The 16,085-nt window shown below is 71.8% G+C and carries 15 protein-coding genes; 5 read left to right on the forward strand and 10 right to left on the reverse strand.

Translation table 11 applies throughout. The features are described 5' to 3' along the window. Positions 1-200: 200 nt before the first annotated feature. The 5 genes from cbiE to GTY67_RS04195 all read right to left on the reverse strand — a co-directional run bounded on the left by cbiE (position 201) and on the right by GTY67_RS04195 (position 5,078). Positions 201-1,439, reverse strand: coding sequence for a precorrin-6y C5,15-methyltransferase (decarboxylating) subunit CbiE (gene cbiE / locus GTY67_RS04175; RefSeq protein WP_093687466.1), 1,239 nt, complete (start codon positions 1,437-1,439; stop codon positions 201-203). A gap of 104 nt (positions 1,440-1,543) precedes the next feature. Beyond that, a complete protein-coding gene (locus GTY67_RS04180; protein WP_093687468.1) occupies positions 1,544-2,191 on the reverse strand; it encodes a GNAT family N-acetyltransferase in 648 nt (215 codons plus the stop codon). 175 nt (positions 2,192-2,366) lie between these two features. Further along, positions 2,367-3,233 carry a MetQ/NlpA family ABC transporter substrate-binding protein gene (locus GTY67_RS04185; protein WP_093687470.1) on the reverse strand — a complete coding sequence of 289 codons (867 nt, stop codon included), beginning with the start codon at positions 3,231-3,233 and terminating at the stop codon, positions 2,367-2,369. 88 nt (positions 3,234-3,321) lie between these two features. Then, a complete protein-coding gene (locus tag GTY67_RS04190; RefSeq protein WP_161277820.1) occupies positions 3,322-3,990 on the reverse strand; it encodes a methionine ABC transporter permease in 669 nt (222 codons plus the stop codon). Beyond that, a complete protein-coding gene (locus tag GTY67_RS04195) occupies positions 3,987-5,078 on the reverse strand; it encodes an ATP-binding cassette domain-containing protein (protein ID WP_093687474.1) in 1,092 nt (363 codons plus the stop codon). Before GTY67_RS04195 ends, GTY67_RS04190 begins: the two co-directional genes overlap by 4 nt. A 595-nt stretch (positions 5,079-5,673) precedes the next feature. Between GTY67_RS04195 and GTY67_RS04200 the strand changes: the two genes are divergently transcribed. Both GTY67_RS04200 and GTY67_RS04205 read left to right on the forward strand, forming a co-directional pair. Beyond that, positions 5,674-6,033: a hypothetical protein gene (locus GTY67_RS04200; RefSeq protein ID WP_161277821.1), complete on the forward strand. Its 360-nt coding sequence runs from the start codon at positions 5,674-5,676 to the stop codon at positions 6,031-6,033. Position 6,034: 1 nt separating this feature from the next. Continuing rightward, positions 6,035-6,469, forward strand: coding sequence for a hypothetical protein (locus GTY67_RS04205; RefSeq protein WP_093687476.1), 435 nt, complete (start codon positions 6,035-6,037; stop codon positions 6,467-6,469). A 33-nt stretch (positions 6,470-6,502) separates the two neighbouring features. Here the strand turns inward: GTY67_RS04205 and GTY67_RS04210 are convergent, their stop codons facing one another. The 3 genes from GTY67_RS04210 to GTY67_RS04220 all read right to left on the reverse strand — a co-directional run bounded on the left by GTY67_RS04210 (position 6,503) and on the right by GTY67_RS04220 (position 8,871). Further along, complete coding sequence (locus GTY67_RS04210) at positions 6,503-7,006, reverse strand: GNAT family N-acetyltransferase (RefSeq protein WP_015607429.1); 504 nt, start codon at positions 7,004-7,006, stop codon at positions 6,503-6,505. A 37-nt stretch (positions 7,007-7,043) separates the two neighbouring features. Beyond that, a complete protein-coding gene (locus GTY67_RS04215; RefSeq protein ID WP_161277822.1) occupies positions 7,044-7,601 on the reverse strand; it encodes a sigma-70 family RNA polymerase sigma factor in 558 nt (185 codons plus the stop codon). Positions 7,602-7,710: 109 nt separating this feature from the next. Next, complete coding sequence (locus GTY67_RS04220; protein WP_161277823.1) at positions 7,711-8,871, reverse strand: glycerophosphodiester phosphodiesterase; 1,161 nt, start codon at positions 8,869-8,871, stop codon at positions 7,711-7,713. 277 nt (positions 8,872-9,148) lie between these two features. Between GTY67_RS04220 and GTY67_RS04225 the strand changes: the two genes are divergently transcribed. Continuing rightward, positions 9,149-9,820, forward strand: a complete 672-nt coding sequence (locus tag GTY67_RS04225; RefSeq protein WP_093687482.1) for a lysophospholipid acyltransferase family protein — start codon at positions 9,149-9,151, stop codon at positions 9,818-9,820. Positions 9,821-9,892: 72 nt separating this feature from the next. Here GTY67_RS04225 and GTY67_RS04230 read toward each other — a convergent pair whose 3' ends face one another. Both GTY67_RS04230 and GTY67_RS04235 read right to left on the reverse strand, forming a co-directional pair. Beyond that, the gene (locus tag GTY67_RS04230) at positions 9,893-11,437 is read right to left on the reverse strand and encodes an MFS transporter (RefSeq protein WP_093687484.1); all 1,545 of its coding nucleotides are present in this window, start codon (positions 11,435-11,437) and stop codon (positions 9,893-9,895) included. After that, positions 11,434-11,985, reverse strand: coding sequence for a TetR/AcrR family transcriptional regulator (locus GTY67_RS04235; RefSeq protein ID WP_015607434.1), 552 nt, complete (start codon positions 11,983-11,985; stop codon positions 11,434-11,436). Before GTY67_RS04235 ends, GTY67_RS04230 begins: the two co-directional genes overlap by 4 nt. Positions 11,986-12,271: 286 nt before the next feature. On the opposite strand from GTY67_RS04235, the gene rox reads away from it, so the two are divergent. Next, positions 12,272-13,720 (forward strand): rifampin monooxygenase, encoded by a 1,449-nt coding sequence (rox, locus tag GTY67_RS04240; protein WP_161277824.1) that lies wholly within the window; start codon positions 12,272-12,274, stop codon positions 13,718-13,720. Positions 13,721-13,900: 180 nt separating this feature from the next. After that, the gene (helR, locus tag GTY67_RS04245) at positions 13,901-16,066 is read left to right on the forward strand and encodes an RNA polymerase recycling motor ATPase HelR (protein WP_161277825.1); all 2,166 of its coding nucleotides are present in this window, start codon (positions 13,901-13,903) and stop codon (positions 16,064-16,066) included. The last annotated feature ends 19 nt before the right edge of the window (positions 16,067-16,085 follow it).

A 16,085-nucleotide genomic window follows, 5' to 3' on the forward strand; every position in this document is an offset into this window, starting at 1 on the left:
CTCGCGGCCGTTCGCCGCCGCGGCAGGCAGTTCCGCCACGGCTCGCTGTGGACTGCGCCACGTCGCGCGTCCCCCGGTTGGTGCCGTACCACAGAGCGGACCAAAACAGTCCACTTTTCCGGACATTGACGAACGAAGCGACGAACGTCCGGGCGCGGTACAACAATCGGCCAGCCTACCTCCCGTACCGGGCGGAAAGGTCAGGGGGAGACGTCCGAACGCCGTGCGGAGAGAAGGAACACGACGGACCGTTCACGCTCGGTCCAGACCTCGGTGTCCAGGTCGACGGACTGGAGCAGCGAGCACGCGACGGTGTAGCCGTTGCCGGTGAGGGCCGCGCCCAGGGCCTCGGCCTCGTCCCGGGTGGAGGCGTGCGTGACGATGCGTTCCGGGCGCCGGTCCACGACCGCCCGGACGACCGGGACACCGCCGCCCCCGACCCGTACGACATCGGGTTCGGGCAGCCGTTCCAGGACGTGCGGGGCCCGGCCGCAGACGATCTGGAGGGGGACGCCGAAGGCGCGGGCGGCGGCGTCCGTACGGGAGCAGGCTCCCGGGTCCGCGTCGACCGCCAGGACGGCCGCGCCGAAGCGGGCCGCCTCCACGGCCAGGGCGCCGCTGCCGCAGCCGATGTCCCAGACCAGGTCGCCGGTGCGGGGGCCGAGGATGGCCAGCTGGGCGGCGCGCAGGTTCGGGGACTCCCCCTCGCCGGACTCCTGCATGCGTTCGGCGCCGGCCTCCCGGTAGGCCTCGGCGGGCAGGGCCCAGCCCCGGATGCCCTGGGGGTAGGCGGGCTCGCGGCCGGCGAACCAGGCGCCGGTGGCGGTGGTCTCGGGGCCGCCGCCGATGACGATGACGACGTTGGGGTCGCGCCAGGCGTGGTCGGCGGCCTTGTCGGAGGTGAGGACGGTGACGCGTTCGCGGTCGGTGCCCAGCTCCTCGCAGATCACGAAGGTGCGGTGGACGCCTTCGAGGAGGAGGGCCAGTTCGGCGGGGCCCGCGCCCGGTGAGGTGAGGACGGCGACCTTGTGGTGGGCCCGGCAGACGTTGACGGCGCGGCGCAGGGTGCGGGGGTGGGCGACGACGATCTGGGCGTCGTCCCAGGGCATTCCGGCCCGGGCGAAGGCGGTGGCGACGGCCGAGACGGCGGGGACGACCTCGACTTCGAGTCCGTGCTCAGGGTCGCGCAGGGTGCGGACGACGCCGAAGAAGCCGGGGTCGCCGTCGGCGATGACGACGGCGCTGCCGCGGTGGCCGGCGATGCGGCGGGCGGCCAGGTCGACGCTGCCCAGGCGGATGCGCTCCGCGCTCTCGGGCACTTCGGGCAGGGCTAGGTGGTGGGCGGCGCCCGCGACGAGTGTGGCGGCCGAGAGTGCGGCCGTGGCCGCTCTGGTCAGTGGCGAGCCGTCCCAGCCGATCACCGTGACCCGGTCGGCCATCGTCGTCTGTCTCCTGGGGTGTCGGAGGGGGCGGGATCAGTCCTGCGTGGCGGGCAGGGTGAGAGTACCTGGTCCGGACCGGGGTCCGGCCGGGGGCCTCGGGGTCACTTCCAGTCGTTGTACGTGCCGTAGCCGCCGGCGTCGGCCAGCTCCTCGGCGACGCCTTCGAGGTCCTCGGGGAGGAGCCCCCAGACGATCAGGTCGGTACGGATGTCGGTCCAGCCGCCGTCGGTGCCGTTCTCGGTCCGGGTGCGGGCGATCCGGGCGTTGCGCAGGACGCCCTCGCTGATGCAGCCGAGCTTCTGCGCGACCTGCTGGGAGGCGGTGTTGTCGGCGGGGGTGCGCAGTTCGAGGCGTTCGAAGCCCTGGTCGCGGAAGAGCCATTCGGCGACCGCCAGCACGGACTCGGTGGCGTAACCCTCGCCGCGGGCCCAGGGGGCGGTGATGTAGCGGACCTCGGTGGCCAGGGTGCGCCAGTCGGTGTTGAGGAGCTGGACGCTGCCGACGAGCCGCTGGGTGAGGAACTCGGTGACGGCGAGGGCGATGCCACGGCCCGAGGTGCGTTCCCCGGGGGCGATTCTGCGGACCCAGCGTTCGGCGTCGACCTGGGTGTAGGGGTGCGGTCCGTCGGTCCAGGCGGTGACCGCCTCGTCGTTCATCATCTCGATGTACGCGGGGATGTCGGCCATCTCGAAGGGGCGCATCACCAACCTGTCCGTGCTGATGGAGACGGACGGAAAGGTGGTAGTCATGCGCAGCTCCATGCAGAAGACCGGGTAAAAGCGAAGACCGGGTAAAAGCACAGCATGCAGCATCGGGTGTGCGTTGTGCATGGGCGGGTCCGCACGGCGGAGCCCCGCGCCTTCGCGGGGAAGGGGCGGGGCTCCGTCGGTCAAGTGCCTGACGGCGGTCAGGACTTGGCCGGGGTCAGGAGGTGGCCGGGGCGCCGAAGGCGGGAATGATGGAGCCCTTGTAGGTGTCCTCGATGAACTTCTTGACCTCGTCGGAGTTGAGGAGCTTGGCGAGCTTCTCGACGCGCGGGTCCTTCTCGTTGCCGTCCTTCACCGCGAGGAAGTTGGCGTACGGGTTGTCCTCGGCCTTCTCCAGGGCGAGGGAGTCGTCGGCCGGGGAGAGCTTGGCCTCCAGGGCGTAGTTGCCGTTGATGACGGCGGCGTCCACGTCGTTCAGGGCGCGGGGCACGGTGGCGGCCTCCAGCTCCTTGAACTCCAGGCCCTTCTTGTCGGTGATGTCGCTCAGCTTGGCGGTGGTGCCGACGCCGTCCTTGAGCGTGATCAGGCCGTTCTCGGCGAGCAGCTGGAGGGCGCGGCCGCCGTTGGTGGTGTCGTTGGGGACGGCGATGGTCTGGCCGGCCTTGATGTCCTTGAGGTCCTTGATCTTCTTGGAGTAGAGACCGAGGGGCTCCAGGTGCACGTTGACGACCGGGACGATGGTGGTCTTGTTCTTCGCGTTGAAGTCGTCCAGGTAGGGCTTGTGCTGGAAGAAGTTGGCGTCGACCTGGCCGGACTGGGTGGCGGTGTTCGGCAGGACGTAGTCCGTGAACTCCTTGACCTCCAGCTTGAGGCCCTCCTTCTCCGCCAGGTTCTTCTTGACGAAGTTCAGGATGTCGGCGTGGGGCGTCGGGGACGCGGCGACGACCAGGGCCTTGGAGGTGTCGGCCTTGGCGCCGCTCTCGCTCTTGGCGGCCGGGTCGGAGTCCGTACCGCAGGCGCCGAGGCCCAGGGCGAGGGCGGCTGCGGAAGCGACGGCTGCGGTGATCTTGATGTTCTTACGCACGAAAAGTGCCTCTTTCTCAACTGTGTGGTGCGCCCGGACAAGGAGTTCGGGCTTGGTGGGGACGGAAAGTTCAGAGGTGGCCGACGGCCTAGGCGGTGCGGCCGCAGCGGGCCAGCAGCCGGACGGCGATGTCGCCGATCAGCTGGATCACGCTGACGAGCACGATGAGGAGCGCGACGGTGATCAGCATGAACTGGTTGTCGAAGCGCTGGAATCCGTAGGTCACGGCCTTGGAGCCGAGCCCTTCGCCGCCGACCGCACCGGCCATCGCGGAGTAGCCGATGAGCACGATGAGGGTGGTGGTGACACCCGAGACGAGCGAGGGCAGGGCCTGCGGCAGGAGCACCTTGCGGACGATGGTCGGGATGGAGCCGCCCATCGACTGCACCGCTTCGACGAGCCCGTGGTCGACCTCCCGGATCGCCGTCTCGACGAGCCGGGCGAAGAACGGGATGGCGCCGACGGCGAGCGGGACGATCATCGCGGTGGGGCCGATGAAGGTGCCGACGACCCAGGTGGTGAACGGGATCAGGGCGATCAGCAGGATGATGAACGGCAGCGAGCGGCCGATGTTCACGATCACGCCGATGACCTTGTTCACCACGGTGTTCTGGAGCAGTCCGCCCTTGTCGGTGAGGACGAGGAGGACGCCGAGCGGCAGTCCGCCGATGACGGTGACCAGCGCCGACCAGAGCACCATGTAGAGGGTGTCGAAGGTGCCCTGGGTCAGGAGGGGCTGCATTTCGGACCAGGTCACTTGACGGCCTCCTTGGTGATCGCGGCGGGGGTCTGCTCCGGTACGACGGCCTCGGCGGCCGTGACGCGGGCCCGGGGGCCGTTCTCGTCCTCGACGACCTCGGCCTGGAGGCCCTGCTCGCGCAGGAAGCCGATGGGGACGACGTTCTCCTCGAACCGGCCGGGCAGTTCGATGCGCATCCGGCCGATCTGCTTGCCGGCGACGGTGTCCATCGCGGCGCCGAGGATCGAGATGTCGATGTTGTACGTACGCGAGAGCTGGGAGATCACCGGCTGGGAGGCGGCCTCCCCGTGGAAGGTGACGTCCACGACCGTGCGGTCGGGGCCTGAGGCGGTCCCGCCGACCGGGAACAGCTCGCTCGCCAGCTCGGAGCCGGGGGTGGCGAGCAGTCCGCCGACCGTGCCGGACTCCACGATCCGGCCGCGCTGCATGAGGGCGGCGGAGTCGCAGATCGTCTTGACGACGTCCATCTCGTGGGTGATCAGCAGGATGGTCAGGCCGAGCTGCTGGTTGAGGTCGCGCAGCAGCTGGAGGATGGAGCGGGTGGTCTCGGGGTCGAGGGCGGAGGTCGCCTCGTCCGAGAGCAGCACCTTGGGGTCGCCCGCCAGGGCGCGGGCTATGCCGACGCGCTGCTTCTGGCCGCCGGAGAGCTGCTTGGGGTAGGACTTCCCTTTGTCGGCGAGGCCGACCAGGTCGAGGAGCTCCTTGGCCTTGCGGGTGCGCTCCTGGCCGGAGACTCCGAGGATCTCCAGCGGGAGCTCCACGTTGTCCAGGACGGTGCGCGAGTCCAGCAGGTTGAAGTGCTGGAAGACCATGCCGATGCGGGTGCGGGCCGCGCGCAGCTCCGCGCTCGCCCGGCGGCCCCGCCCGGCGAGGGCGGTGAGGTCCTGGCCGGCCACGGTCACCGTGCCGGAGGTGGGGCGCTCCAGCAGGTTGACGCAGCGGATGAGGGAGGACTTCCCGGCGCCGCTCTGTCCGATGACGCCGTATATCTCGCCCTCGCGGACGTGGAGGTCGACTCCGTCGAGTGCGGTGACCTCACGGTCGCGCGACTGGTAGACCTTCGTGAGGCCCGTCGTGGTGATCACAGGGGTTTCCGTCACTGTCGAGTGCGCGGCGCGGGTGTCCGCCGGGCACGGGGCAAACGTCTGAAGAGACTGGTTCGGGCTGGTCGGCCGGTTCACGTCTCAGCACGGCTGTGTACGGCGGTCGGCCGGGGGGACAGCGCATGCTCGGGCGGCTCGTTCCACAGGGGGCGAACGGCGCAGGCTCGGTCTCGCTTCGGGGCGTGAGACTCAGGCGGGGGCCCTCAGAAGGCGCGCATTCGACACATACAACGAGCACCGGGCGTACTGATCGCCTCGGTCGCAAGGGTGCGGCTGCTCGTCGTGGTCATGCGCCCCAGTAAAACAGACGTACGCCTCGGCACGAACCTGGCTGTCCGCATTCCGGACAGCCGTGGATGGTCGGCGGTGGCGTTTCGGGCCGACTCACCGACGTACGGACACAAGGCCCTGACCTGCACTTATAGGGGTGGGTCAGGAGGTCGTACGGCCCTGGGGGCGGTCGCCCGCAGGGCCGGTGCGGGTGGGCGTTGTGGCCAAGGCCACGATCTCCGCCGCCGGGCCGGGGCAGGGCGGGGCCGCACGCGGGCGGGCGGTGCGGCCGTAATACCCTCGCTACATGCTTGACGCCCTGACGGTCGTGGTCGCCGTGACCGCGCTCGCCCTCGCCGCCTGGTGCGGACACGCCGCCTACAAGGACCAGCCGACGAAGGACTGGCACTTCATCGGGATGGCCGTCGTGACCGTCCTGGCGCTGGCCCAGCTGGTGGTGGGCATCGTGCAGCTGGCGCGCGGGGAGCGGCCGGAGCAGGGGATGGCGGTGTTCATCGCCTATCTGATCGGCTCGTTCGCGGCCGTGCCTGCGGCCGGTGTCCTGTCGCTGTCCGAGCGGACGCGCTGGGGTTCGGTGACGGTGGCGGCGGGCGCGCTGGTGCTGGCGGTCCTCGAAGTACGGCTCTACGACATCTGGGGAAACTGACGTGAGTGACACCGACCGCCCCGAGGTGGACACGGCGCCGAAGCCGGCCTTCGAGCTGGGCACCGGTCCCGGCCGGGTGCTCGTCTGGTTCTACGGGGTGTTCACGGTCGCGGCGGCCTCGCGCTCCATCGTGGAGGTGATCCGGGGCTTCGACCGGGCGCCGCTCGCCTACTCGCTCTCGGCCGTCGCCGCCGTCGTCTACGGCTTCATCACGTACTCGCTGGTGCGCGGGGGCGAGAAGGCCCGCCGGGCGGCGCTGGCGTGCTGCGCCGCCGAGCTGCTGGGCGTCCTCGTCGTCGGCACCTGGACGCTGGCCGAGCCGTCCGCCTTCCCCGACTCGACCGTCTGGTCGGACTTCGGGATGGGGTACCTGTTCATCCCGGTGATCCTGCCGGTCACCGGGATGATCTGGCTGCGGCGCTCCAAGCGGGCCTGAGGCCCGGCGGCGCTGCCTGTCGTCGGCCGGGGGTCAGGCGCTGGCCACGAACTCCTGGGCGGCCGCTTCCTTCTCCAGCAGGATGAGCCGTACGCCGTCCGTGCCCGTGGCGTCGCCGACCTGGGCGTATCCGGCCCGCCGGTAGAGCCGCAGGTTGCTCTCGCTGCGGTGTCCGGTGTGCAGCCGGAAGCGGGTGGCCGCGCGGTCGGCGGCGAGGGCCGCCTCCGCCGCGTTCAGCAGCCGGGTGCCGAGCCCGTGGCCCTGGAGCCGGGGGTGGACGCAGAGCTTGCCGATCTGGCCCGTACCGTCCGGGTCGGTGAATCCGCGTACCGAGCCCACGACTTCGTCGCCGAGGCGGGCCACGAACACCAGGTCGTCGGCGACTTCGCCGCGTACCGCGTCGAGGGTCTGGACGAGCGGGTCGATCCGGTAGTTGTCGTACAGCTCGGCCTCGCGCTGGAAGCAGAGGTACTGGAGCCGGAAGATCTGCTCCACGTCCTGTGCCGTCGCCGCCGAGATGATCACGCTCATGCCCATGTGTGCACGCCTCCCGCTCACCTGTCCGCCCGGTTGCCTACCGCCCTCTTCCCCGCAGTTCAGGGGCGACAACCTCCGCCGCCAGCATTCTGCGCAGACATCCAAGGCAACGGGAACGGATCGGGCCCAAACTCCCCTGTGACATACCCAACTCCCCTGCGATTTCGCGGTAGGTCGGGTCGGTGGGCGCGAGCATCGCCTCCAGCAGCCGGGAGCAGCGTTCGGGCAGCCGGGCCATCGCGGCGCGGAGCGCCCGGCGTTCGGCGGCGCCGAGCGCGGCCAGTTCCGGGGAGCCGGCGGTCGGAGCGGCGGGTTCCGTTCCGGCGTACGGGCGTTCCCGCCGGAGGGTGCGGCGCCCCCGGCGGGCCTCCGCGCGGACGGTGGCGCGGACCCAGCGGGCCGGGTCGGGGGGCGGCACGGCCGAGGCGGGGCGCTCTAGGAGCCGCAGCCATACGGTCTGTTCGAGGTCGGCGGGGTCGAGACCGGCGGCGGGTGCCTCCGCTCCCGCCTCCGCGCGTACCAGGGGCGCTAACGCGCGGAAGACGGGTGCGGTGTCGGCGGTGGCCCGGCCCGGTTCATGATCGAGAAGCGTCATGCCCGGGCAAACGTGGTGGTGGTGCGCCCGGTTGCCCCGCGCGTCCGGCACCACCCGACCGGGGCACGTACGGGCCCGGTGGCTGACGCCGGGCCGTACGAGGGAGCGCTCAGCGCCCGTTGAAGTCCGCCGCCGCGAGCAGGGCGGTGTCCGGCTGGTCGGAGAAGATGCCGTCGATGCCGGTGGCGAAGTACGCGGCGGCGGCGCCGAAGACGTCACCGTAGGCGTTGGGGTCGGTGCCGCGCCGGAACTCGGCGGGCAGGAAGGTGTTCTCGTTGCGCAGCGTGTACGGGTGCAGGAGCAGGCCCCGGGCGTGCGCGTCCTTCACCAGCGTCGTCGGCCTGGTGAGCCGGCCGGCGGCGTCCTTGGGGATGACCAGGTCGAGGGTGGGGCCGATGCCCTGGGCGTAGGAGGCGATCCACTTCAGCCCGGCGGGGGTCACCAGGTCGGCCACCGTGCGCGGGTCACCGGACTCGACGAAGTCCCAGGGGCGGGACGTCGGGCCGGAGAGCAGCACGATGCGCGGGGTGTCCACCAGCCGGGCGAGGCGCTGGACCGAGCCCGGCTCGAAGGACTGGAGGATGAGCGGGGAGTTCTTGCGGTCCCGGCCGTAGCGGCGCAGCAGCCGGGCCAGGGGCTCCTCCAGGCCGAGGCCCAGGCTCCGGAAGTACGTGGGGTGCTTGGTCTCCACGTACAGCCAGACGGGCTTTCCGCGCTTGCGGCCCTCCTGGTCGGCCCAGCGCAGGACCTCTTCGAAGGTGGGGATGGCCCAGCGGCCGTCGTAGAGGGTGTTGTCGGGGCGGTTGCCGGGGATGCGCTCCGTGGCCCGCAGGGTCTTGAGCTCGGCGAGGGTGAAGTCCTCGGTGAACCAGCCGGTGTAGGAGACGCCGTCGATCTTCTTGGTGGCCTTGCGGCCGGCGAACTCGGGGTGGTCGGCGACGTCCGTGGTGGCGGTGATGTCGTTCTCGTGCCGGCAGACCAGGTGGCCGTCCTTGGTGGGCACGAGGTCCTGCTCCACGATGTGCGCGCCCAGGTCCAGCGCCAGCTGGTAGGAGCCGAGAGTGTGCTCGGGGCGGTAGCCGCTGGCCCCGCGGTGGCCGATCACCGTCGGTACGGGCAGGTCCCGCAGCGAGCCGCGGCCGCCCCCGTGGCCGCCGCGTCCCCGCTCGGCGGCCTGGGCCGTACCGGCGAGGCCGAGGGCCGCCGTGGAGAGGACGGCGGCGCCCAGAAGGGCCCGCCGTCCGGGGGTGCCGGTCACACGCTCCGTCATGAATGCTCCTCGCTCGGTGCTGTCCTGACATCTGTCGGGCGGGGCCCGATCGTAGGCAGCCGGGCCGGTCCACGGGGCGGATCGGGGGCGAACATGGCGGAAACACACGTCAACATCGCGTATCCACTCCGTGAACCCGATGTGCGATCAGTGCATACCCGCGAGTATCGTCCTCACCTGCACAGTCCAACACTTCGCACCACCGGACACCACCGCGCGCCACCCCCGCACCACTTCACCCGCCCCGGCCGGCCCGGCCACGACACCGGAGGAACCGTTGTCCCGTCTCACGGTCATCAAGGCAGTGCTCGGACCGATTCTGCGCCTGATGTTCCGCCCACAGGTGGAGGGCGCGGAGAACATTCCCGGGACCGGGCCGGTGATCCTCGCGGGCAACCACCTCACCTTCATCGACTCGATGATCATGCCGGTCTGCTGCGACCGGCCGGTGTTCTACATCGGCAAGGACGAGTACGTGACCGGCAAGGGGCTCAAGGGCCGCCTGATGGCCTGGTTCTTCACGGGCTGCGGCATGATCCCGGTGGACCGGGACGGCGGCCGGGGCGGGGTCGCGGCGCTGATGACGGGGCGCCGGGTGCTGGAGGAGGGCCAGGCCTTCGCGATCTACCCGGAGGGCACCCGCTCCCCCGACGGCCGCCTCTACCGGGGCCGTACGGGAATCGCGCGGCTGACGCTGATGACGGGCGCCCCGGTGGTCCCGTTCGCCATGATCGGCACCGACAAGCTCCAGCCGGGCGGCGCGGGTCTGCCCCGGCCGGGCAAGGTCACGGTGCGGTTCGGCGAGCCGATGGAGTTCTCCCGGTACGAGGGCATGGACCGCGACCGCTATGTGCTGCGGGCGGTGACCGACTCGGTGATGTCCGAGGTGATGCGGCTCTCCGGCCAGGAGTACGTGGACATGTACGCGACGAAGGCCAAGGCCGCCTGATCGCGTAGAGCCTTGTGGAAGGGCCCGCACCCCCGAGAGACCGGGGTGCGGGCCCTTCCGCGTGACGACGTACTACGGGTGTTCGATCCCGTCCTCCAGCTTCTGGCCCCGCAGCAGGAACCAGGCGGCGACGGCCGCCGCGAGGAGCACCGCCGACCCGACGCCCGCGGCGGACCGCATCCCGTCGACGAACGCCTCCTGGGCCGCCGAGATCAGCGGGCCCGCCTGGGCGGCGGGCAGGGCGGTCGCCGCCTCCACGGCCCCGCCGAGCGACTCGTGGGCCGCCGCCTCGACATCGGCCGGGATGCCCGCCGGGGTCGGGAAGCCCCGGTAGATGCCGGTGACGATGGAGCCGAGCAGGGCGATACCGAGGGCCGCGCCGAGCTCGTACGCCGTCTCCGAGACGGCGGAGGCGGAACCGGCCTGCTCCTTCGGGACGCTGGAGAGGATGACATCGGCGGTGACGGTGAAGGAGAACCCGGCGCCGACGCCCACGACCAGGAGCATGGAGCCGAGCAGCGGGTAGCCGGTGTGCTGGTCGAGGAGGGTCACCGTGCCCAGCGCGAGCCCGACCGCGCCGAGCCCGCCCGCCACGACCGAGCGCACCGAGAACCGGCGGGCGGCGAACCCGGCCAGCAGACCGGCGGTCACCGCGCCGATGGCGGCGGGCAGTTCGGCGAGCCCAGCCTCCAGCGGCCCCCGGCCCTGGACCAGTTGCAGGAACTGGGAGAGGAAGAAGACGAGCCCCGACAGGCCGAGGATGGTCAGCAGGTCGGCGAGGACCGCGCCGGAGAAGCCCCGGTGGTGGAAGAGCCGCATGTCCAGCAGGGGCGCGGGCAGGTGGAGCTGCCGCCGGACGAACCAGGTGAGGGCGCCGGCGCCGAGGACGGCCGCCACGCCCGGGCCCCAGCCGAGCCCGTGCGAGGCCGTCTCCTTGATGGCGTACACGATGCCGATCATGCCGACCAGGGAGAGGCCGACGCTGGGCATGTCCCACGGGCCGGGGGCCGGGTTCTTGGACTCCGGGATCAGCTTGATGCCGACGACGACGAGGACGGCCATCACGGGCAGGTTGATCAGGAAGACCGAGCCCCACCAGAAGTGTTCGAGCAGGAACCCGCCGACGACCGGGCCGACGGCCGCACCCGCCGAGGCCATCGCACCCCAGATCCCGATGGCGAGGCTGCGCTCGCGCGGGTCGTGGAAGAGGTTGCGGATCAGGGCGAGGGTGGACGGCATCAGGGTGGCGCCCGCGACACCGAGCAGCGCCCGGGCCACGATCATCATCTCGGGCGTGGTGGCGTACGCGTTGAGCACGGAGACCGCGCCGAACGCCACGGCACCGATCAGCAGCAGCTTCTTGCGGCCGATGCGGTCGCCGAGGGAGCCCATCGAGACGAGAAGGCCGGCGATGACGAAGGAGTAGACGTCACCGATCCAGAGCAGCTGGTTGCCGGTCGGGGCGAGGTCCTCGCTGAGGAACGGGGTGGCGAGGCCGAGGACGGTGGCGTCGACGGCCACCAGCAGCACGGCGAGGACGAGCACGGCGAGCGCGATCCACCGTCCGGGGCGGCGCACGTCGTCCGTGGTCTTCGGGTGCTGGTCGATGCTGGTCACTGCTCCACGCTCCGGCGGGCTCCGCCGAGCAGCAGCTCGACGATCATGTACTGGAAGTCCTGTGTGGCGACCCGTCCCACCTGGACGGCCCAGGCCCCGGTGCCGATGAGCCCGTAGAGGGCCTCGGTCAGCCAGGCGGGGGTGAGGTCGATACGGAATTCGCCGCGTTCCTGGCCGCGGCGGAAGAAGGCGGAGACCCGGGCGTCGGCCCGGTTCCAGCCCTCGTTGACCTGGTCGCCCTCGAAGAGCTGGTTCTCCGTGACCAGGAACGAGAGCAGACCGGCGCTGGGTTCGACGGCCGCGATGAGGCGGCGCAGCCCCTCCTCGGAGGTGCCTTCGTCCAGTCGGGCGGCGTCCAGGGCCGCCTCGAACTCCTGGATGCCGAGATCCTCCAGGGCCTTCACCAGCGCGTCGCGTCCGGCGAAGTGGCGGTGGAGGGTGGCGCGGCCGATCCCGGCTGCTTTGGCGACCTCGTCCATGGTGGCGGTCGATTTGTGGGTCAGCAGAGCGGCGGCGCTGCGCAGCACCTGCTCACGGTCGAGAGTCATGAGACGAGCTTAGCCCATGTGAGACATTCTCGTCTCACCGGCAGGGATGGCGCAGCCCAGAGGGGTGAGGTGGTGCGTGAGAGGCGCCGCGAGGAACCGATGCTCTTCGAGCATGTCCTTCGAGCGGCGGGATCGGCAGGAGGTGAACCCACTCCTTGCCACTCTCAACTTATAGCGCATGGGGGGTCTTGCCGCAAGACCCCCCATATGCCGCAGAATCGACGGCCGAAGCCGGGTCACGAAGGGCGGGCTTCGGGAATTCGACGTCGACGAGGGCGGAACTGTGATGATCGACGTGATCGTGGCCGGCGGTGGACCGACCGGCCTGATGCTGGCCTGCGAACTGCGGCTGGCCGGGGTGCGGACCGTCGTGCTGGAGAAGCTGGCCGAGCCGACCCGGGAGACCCGGGGGCGCGGTCTGCATGTGCGCAGCGTCGAGGTGATGGACCAGCGCGGACTGCTGGACCGGTTCCTCGCGGTGAGCGAGAAGTTCCAGGTCGGCGGGTTCTTCGGGGGCATCCAGAAGCCGTGGCCGGACCGGCTGGACACGGCGCACCCGTACGGCCTCTCCACCCTCCAGCCGGTCACCGAGCGGCTGCTGCGCGAGCGGGCCGTGGAGCTCGGCGCCGAGCTCCGGCCGGGGTGCGAGGTGGTCGGGGTGAGCCAGTCCCCCGACGAGGAGGCGGTGACGGCCGAGCTGGCGGACGGGACGCGGCTGCGCGCCCGCTACCTCGTCGGGTGCGACGGCGGCCGCAGTGTGGTGCGCAAGGCGATCGGCGTCGCCTTCCCCGGGGAGCCCGCCACGGTCGAGACGCTGCTCGGCGACATGGAGATCGCCGAGGACCCGGAGGTGGTCGCCGCCGTCGTGGCGGAGGTCCGCAAGACCCAGCTGCGGTTCGGCACCATCCCCAACGGGGACGGGACGCACCGCGTGATCGTGCCCGCCGCCGGGGTCTCCGAGGACCGGGCGGCCGCGCCGACCCTGGAGGAGTTCAAGGAGCGGCTGCGGGCGCTCGCGGGTACGGACTTCGGCGTCCACTCGCCCCGCTGGCTCTCCCGGTTCGGGGATGCCTCCCGGCAGGCCGAGCGGTACCGGGTGGGCCGGGTGCTGCTGGCCGGAGACGCCGCGCACATCCACCCGCCGACCGGCGGGCAGGGGCTCAACCTCGGGGTGCAGGACGCGTTCAACCTCGGCTGGAAGCTGGCCGCCGAGGTCAACGGCTGGGCGCCGGAAGGGCTGTTGGACAGCTACCACACCGAACGCCACCCGGTGGGCGCCCGCGTGCTGGACAACACCCGCGCCCAGATCACGCTGCTGGGCACCGACCCGGGGGCGACCGCGCTGCGGGAGCTGTTCGCGAAGCTGCTGGACTTCGATGAGGTGAACGCGTACGTGACCGGGATGATCACCGCCGTGGACATCCGCTACGACCTCGGCGAGGGCCACGACCTGCTCGGCCGACGGCTGCGGGACGTGCGGCTGGAGCGGGGCGGCCGCCTCTACGAGCTGATGCACGAGGGCCGCGGCCTGCTCCTCGACCGGACCGGCGCCCTGTCGGTGGCGGGCCGGGAGGACCGGGTGGACCACGTGGTGGACCCGGCGGAGGAGCTGGACGTGCCCGCCGTCCTGCTGCGGCCGGACGGGCATGTGGCGTGGGCGGGCGAGGAGCAGGGGGAGCTGGACGGCGCGCTGGCCCGGTGGTTCGGAGCGCCGGTGCGGGTGGCGGCGGGTTGAGGCGGCTGGGCCGGTTGGGCCTGCTCCGCCACGGCCGCGCCACCTGCGCCGGTGCCGGTGGGCTGAACCGGCTGGACCCGCCACACCACGACCGGTGGCCTGAACCTGGCCTCGCCCCGCCCGCCCCCACCTCGCCCCCTCCACCCCGCGGACACTCCGGAACGGAATGGAACGAACGCCATGAACCCCCTCCCCACCAGCGCTTTCCACCTCCCCGACCACCTCTCCCCCAAAGCCGACCCGGCCCTGATCGCCGCCGACGAGCAGCACTTCGCGGCCATCGGCCGGACCCTCGACGCGTCGATCGCCGAGCTGACCGGCCGTCTCGACGCCGAACGCAGGGCGCCCGGCGGCACGGGACGGCAGGCGATGGACCGGGACGCGGAGATCCACCGGCTCACCGCCCGCCTGCGCACCCTGCGCCGCTTCGGACTCGACCTGTGCCTGGGGCGCATGGTCGCCGAGGACGGCTCCGAACCCGTGTACGTCGGCCGGCTCGGCCTCACCGACAGCGAGGGCCGCCGGCTGGTGGTCGACTGGCGCTCCCCCGCCGCCGAGCCGTTCTTCGGCGCCACCCACGCCAACCCGATGGGCCTGGCCAGCCGCCGCCGGTACCGCTGGTCCGGTGGCCGGATCGGCGACTACTGGGACGAGGTGTTCGCCCCGGACGCCTTCGCCGGGCATGCCGCACTCGACGACCAGTCCGCCTTCATCGCGAGCCTGGGCTCGAACCGGTCGGAGCGGATGCGGGACGTGCTCGGCACCATCCAGGCCGACCAGGACGCCATCATCCGCGCCGGTTCCCGGGGCGCGCTCGTGGTGGACGGCGGGCCGGGTACGGGAAAGACGGTCGTCGCCCTGCACCGGTCCGCGTACCTCCTGTACGCCGACCCGCGCCTCGCCCACCGGAGGGGCGGCGTCCTCTTCGTCGGCCCGTCCCGGCCCTACCTGGGGTACGTCGCCGATGTGCTGCCGAGCCTCGGGGAGGAGGGCGTCCAGACCTGCACCCTGCGGGACCTGGTGGAGGAGGGGGCCACGGCGGCACCCGAGACCGATCCGGAGGTGGCCCGGCTGAAGGCGTCGGCGGAGCTGGTGAAGGCGGTAGAGGCGGCCGTCCGGTTCTACGAGGAGCCGCCCACCGAGTCTCTGACGGTCACCACCCCCTGGTCCGACCTCCGGCTCACCGCCGCCGACTGGGCCGTGGCGTTCGGGGCGGCCGGACCCGGCGCCGTACACAACGAGGCACGCGACCAGGTATGGGAGGAGCTGCTCACGCTGCTGGTGGAGAAGTACGACGGTGAGGAGGTCGCGCCGGAGCTGGTCCGGAAGGCGCTCGGGCAGGACCGGGAGCTGGCCGCCGCCTTCGACCGGGCGTGGCCCCTGCTGGACGCGGCCGAACTCGTCGGGGACCTGTGGTCGGTCCCCGCCTACCTCCGCATGGCCGCCCCCTGGCTCACCCGGGACGAGGTGCGGTTGTTGCAGCGCGCGGACCCGCAGGCCTGGACGGTCTCCGATCTGCCGGTCCTGGACGCGGCGCGGCAGCGGGTCGGTGACCCGGAGGCGTGGCGGCGCAGGCGTCGGCAGGAGGCGGCCGTGGCCGCCGAACGCGCGGGCATGGCCCAGGTCATCGACGCGCTGCTCGCGGACGAGACCCTGATCGACGCCGATGCCGACAGTGAGGGCGCGCTGGTGATGCTGCACGGCCAGGACATGAAGGACACCCTGGTCGACCCGGACGGATCGCCCGGCACCGAACCGGACCGGCTGGCGGGTCCGTTCGCGCACATCGTCGTGGACGAGGCGCAGGAGCTGACCGACGCCGAGTGGCAGATGCTGCTGGTGCGGTGCCCGTCACGGAGCTTCACCGTCGTCGGGGACCGCGCCCAGGCCCGGCACGGGTTCAGCGAGCCGTGGCGGGAGCGGCTGGAGCGGGTCGGACTCGACCGGGTCGCCCTGGCCTCCCTGACCGTCAACTACCGGACGCCGGAGGAGGTCATGGCGGAGGCCGAGCCGGTGATCCGGGCCGTGCTGCCGGACGCCAATGTGCCGACGTCGATCCGTTCCGGCGGCCGGCCGGTCGTGCACGGGCGCGTGGACGAGCTGGCATCGCTCCTGGACACCTGGCTCGCCGCGCACGCGGAGGGGATCGCCTGTGTCATCGGCGATCCGGCGTTCCGGGGGACATCGCGGGTGCGGTCGCTGACGCCGGAGCTGTCGAAGGGCCTCGAATTCGACCTGGTGGTGCTCGTCGACCCGGAGGCGTTCGGCGAGGGCGTCGAGGGGGCGGTCGACCGGTATGTGGCGATGACGCGGGCGACCCAGGAGCTCGTCGTCCTGAGGAGCTGACGAGCCCCTGGGGCCCGGC

Origin of the sequence: Streptomyces sp. SID8374 (genome assembly GCF_009865135.1) — a bacterium.
Classification (GTDB): domain Bacteria; phylum Actinomycetota; class Actinomycetes; order Streptomycetales; family Streptomycetaceae; genus Streptomyces.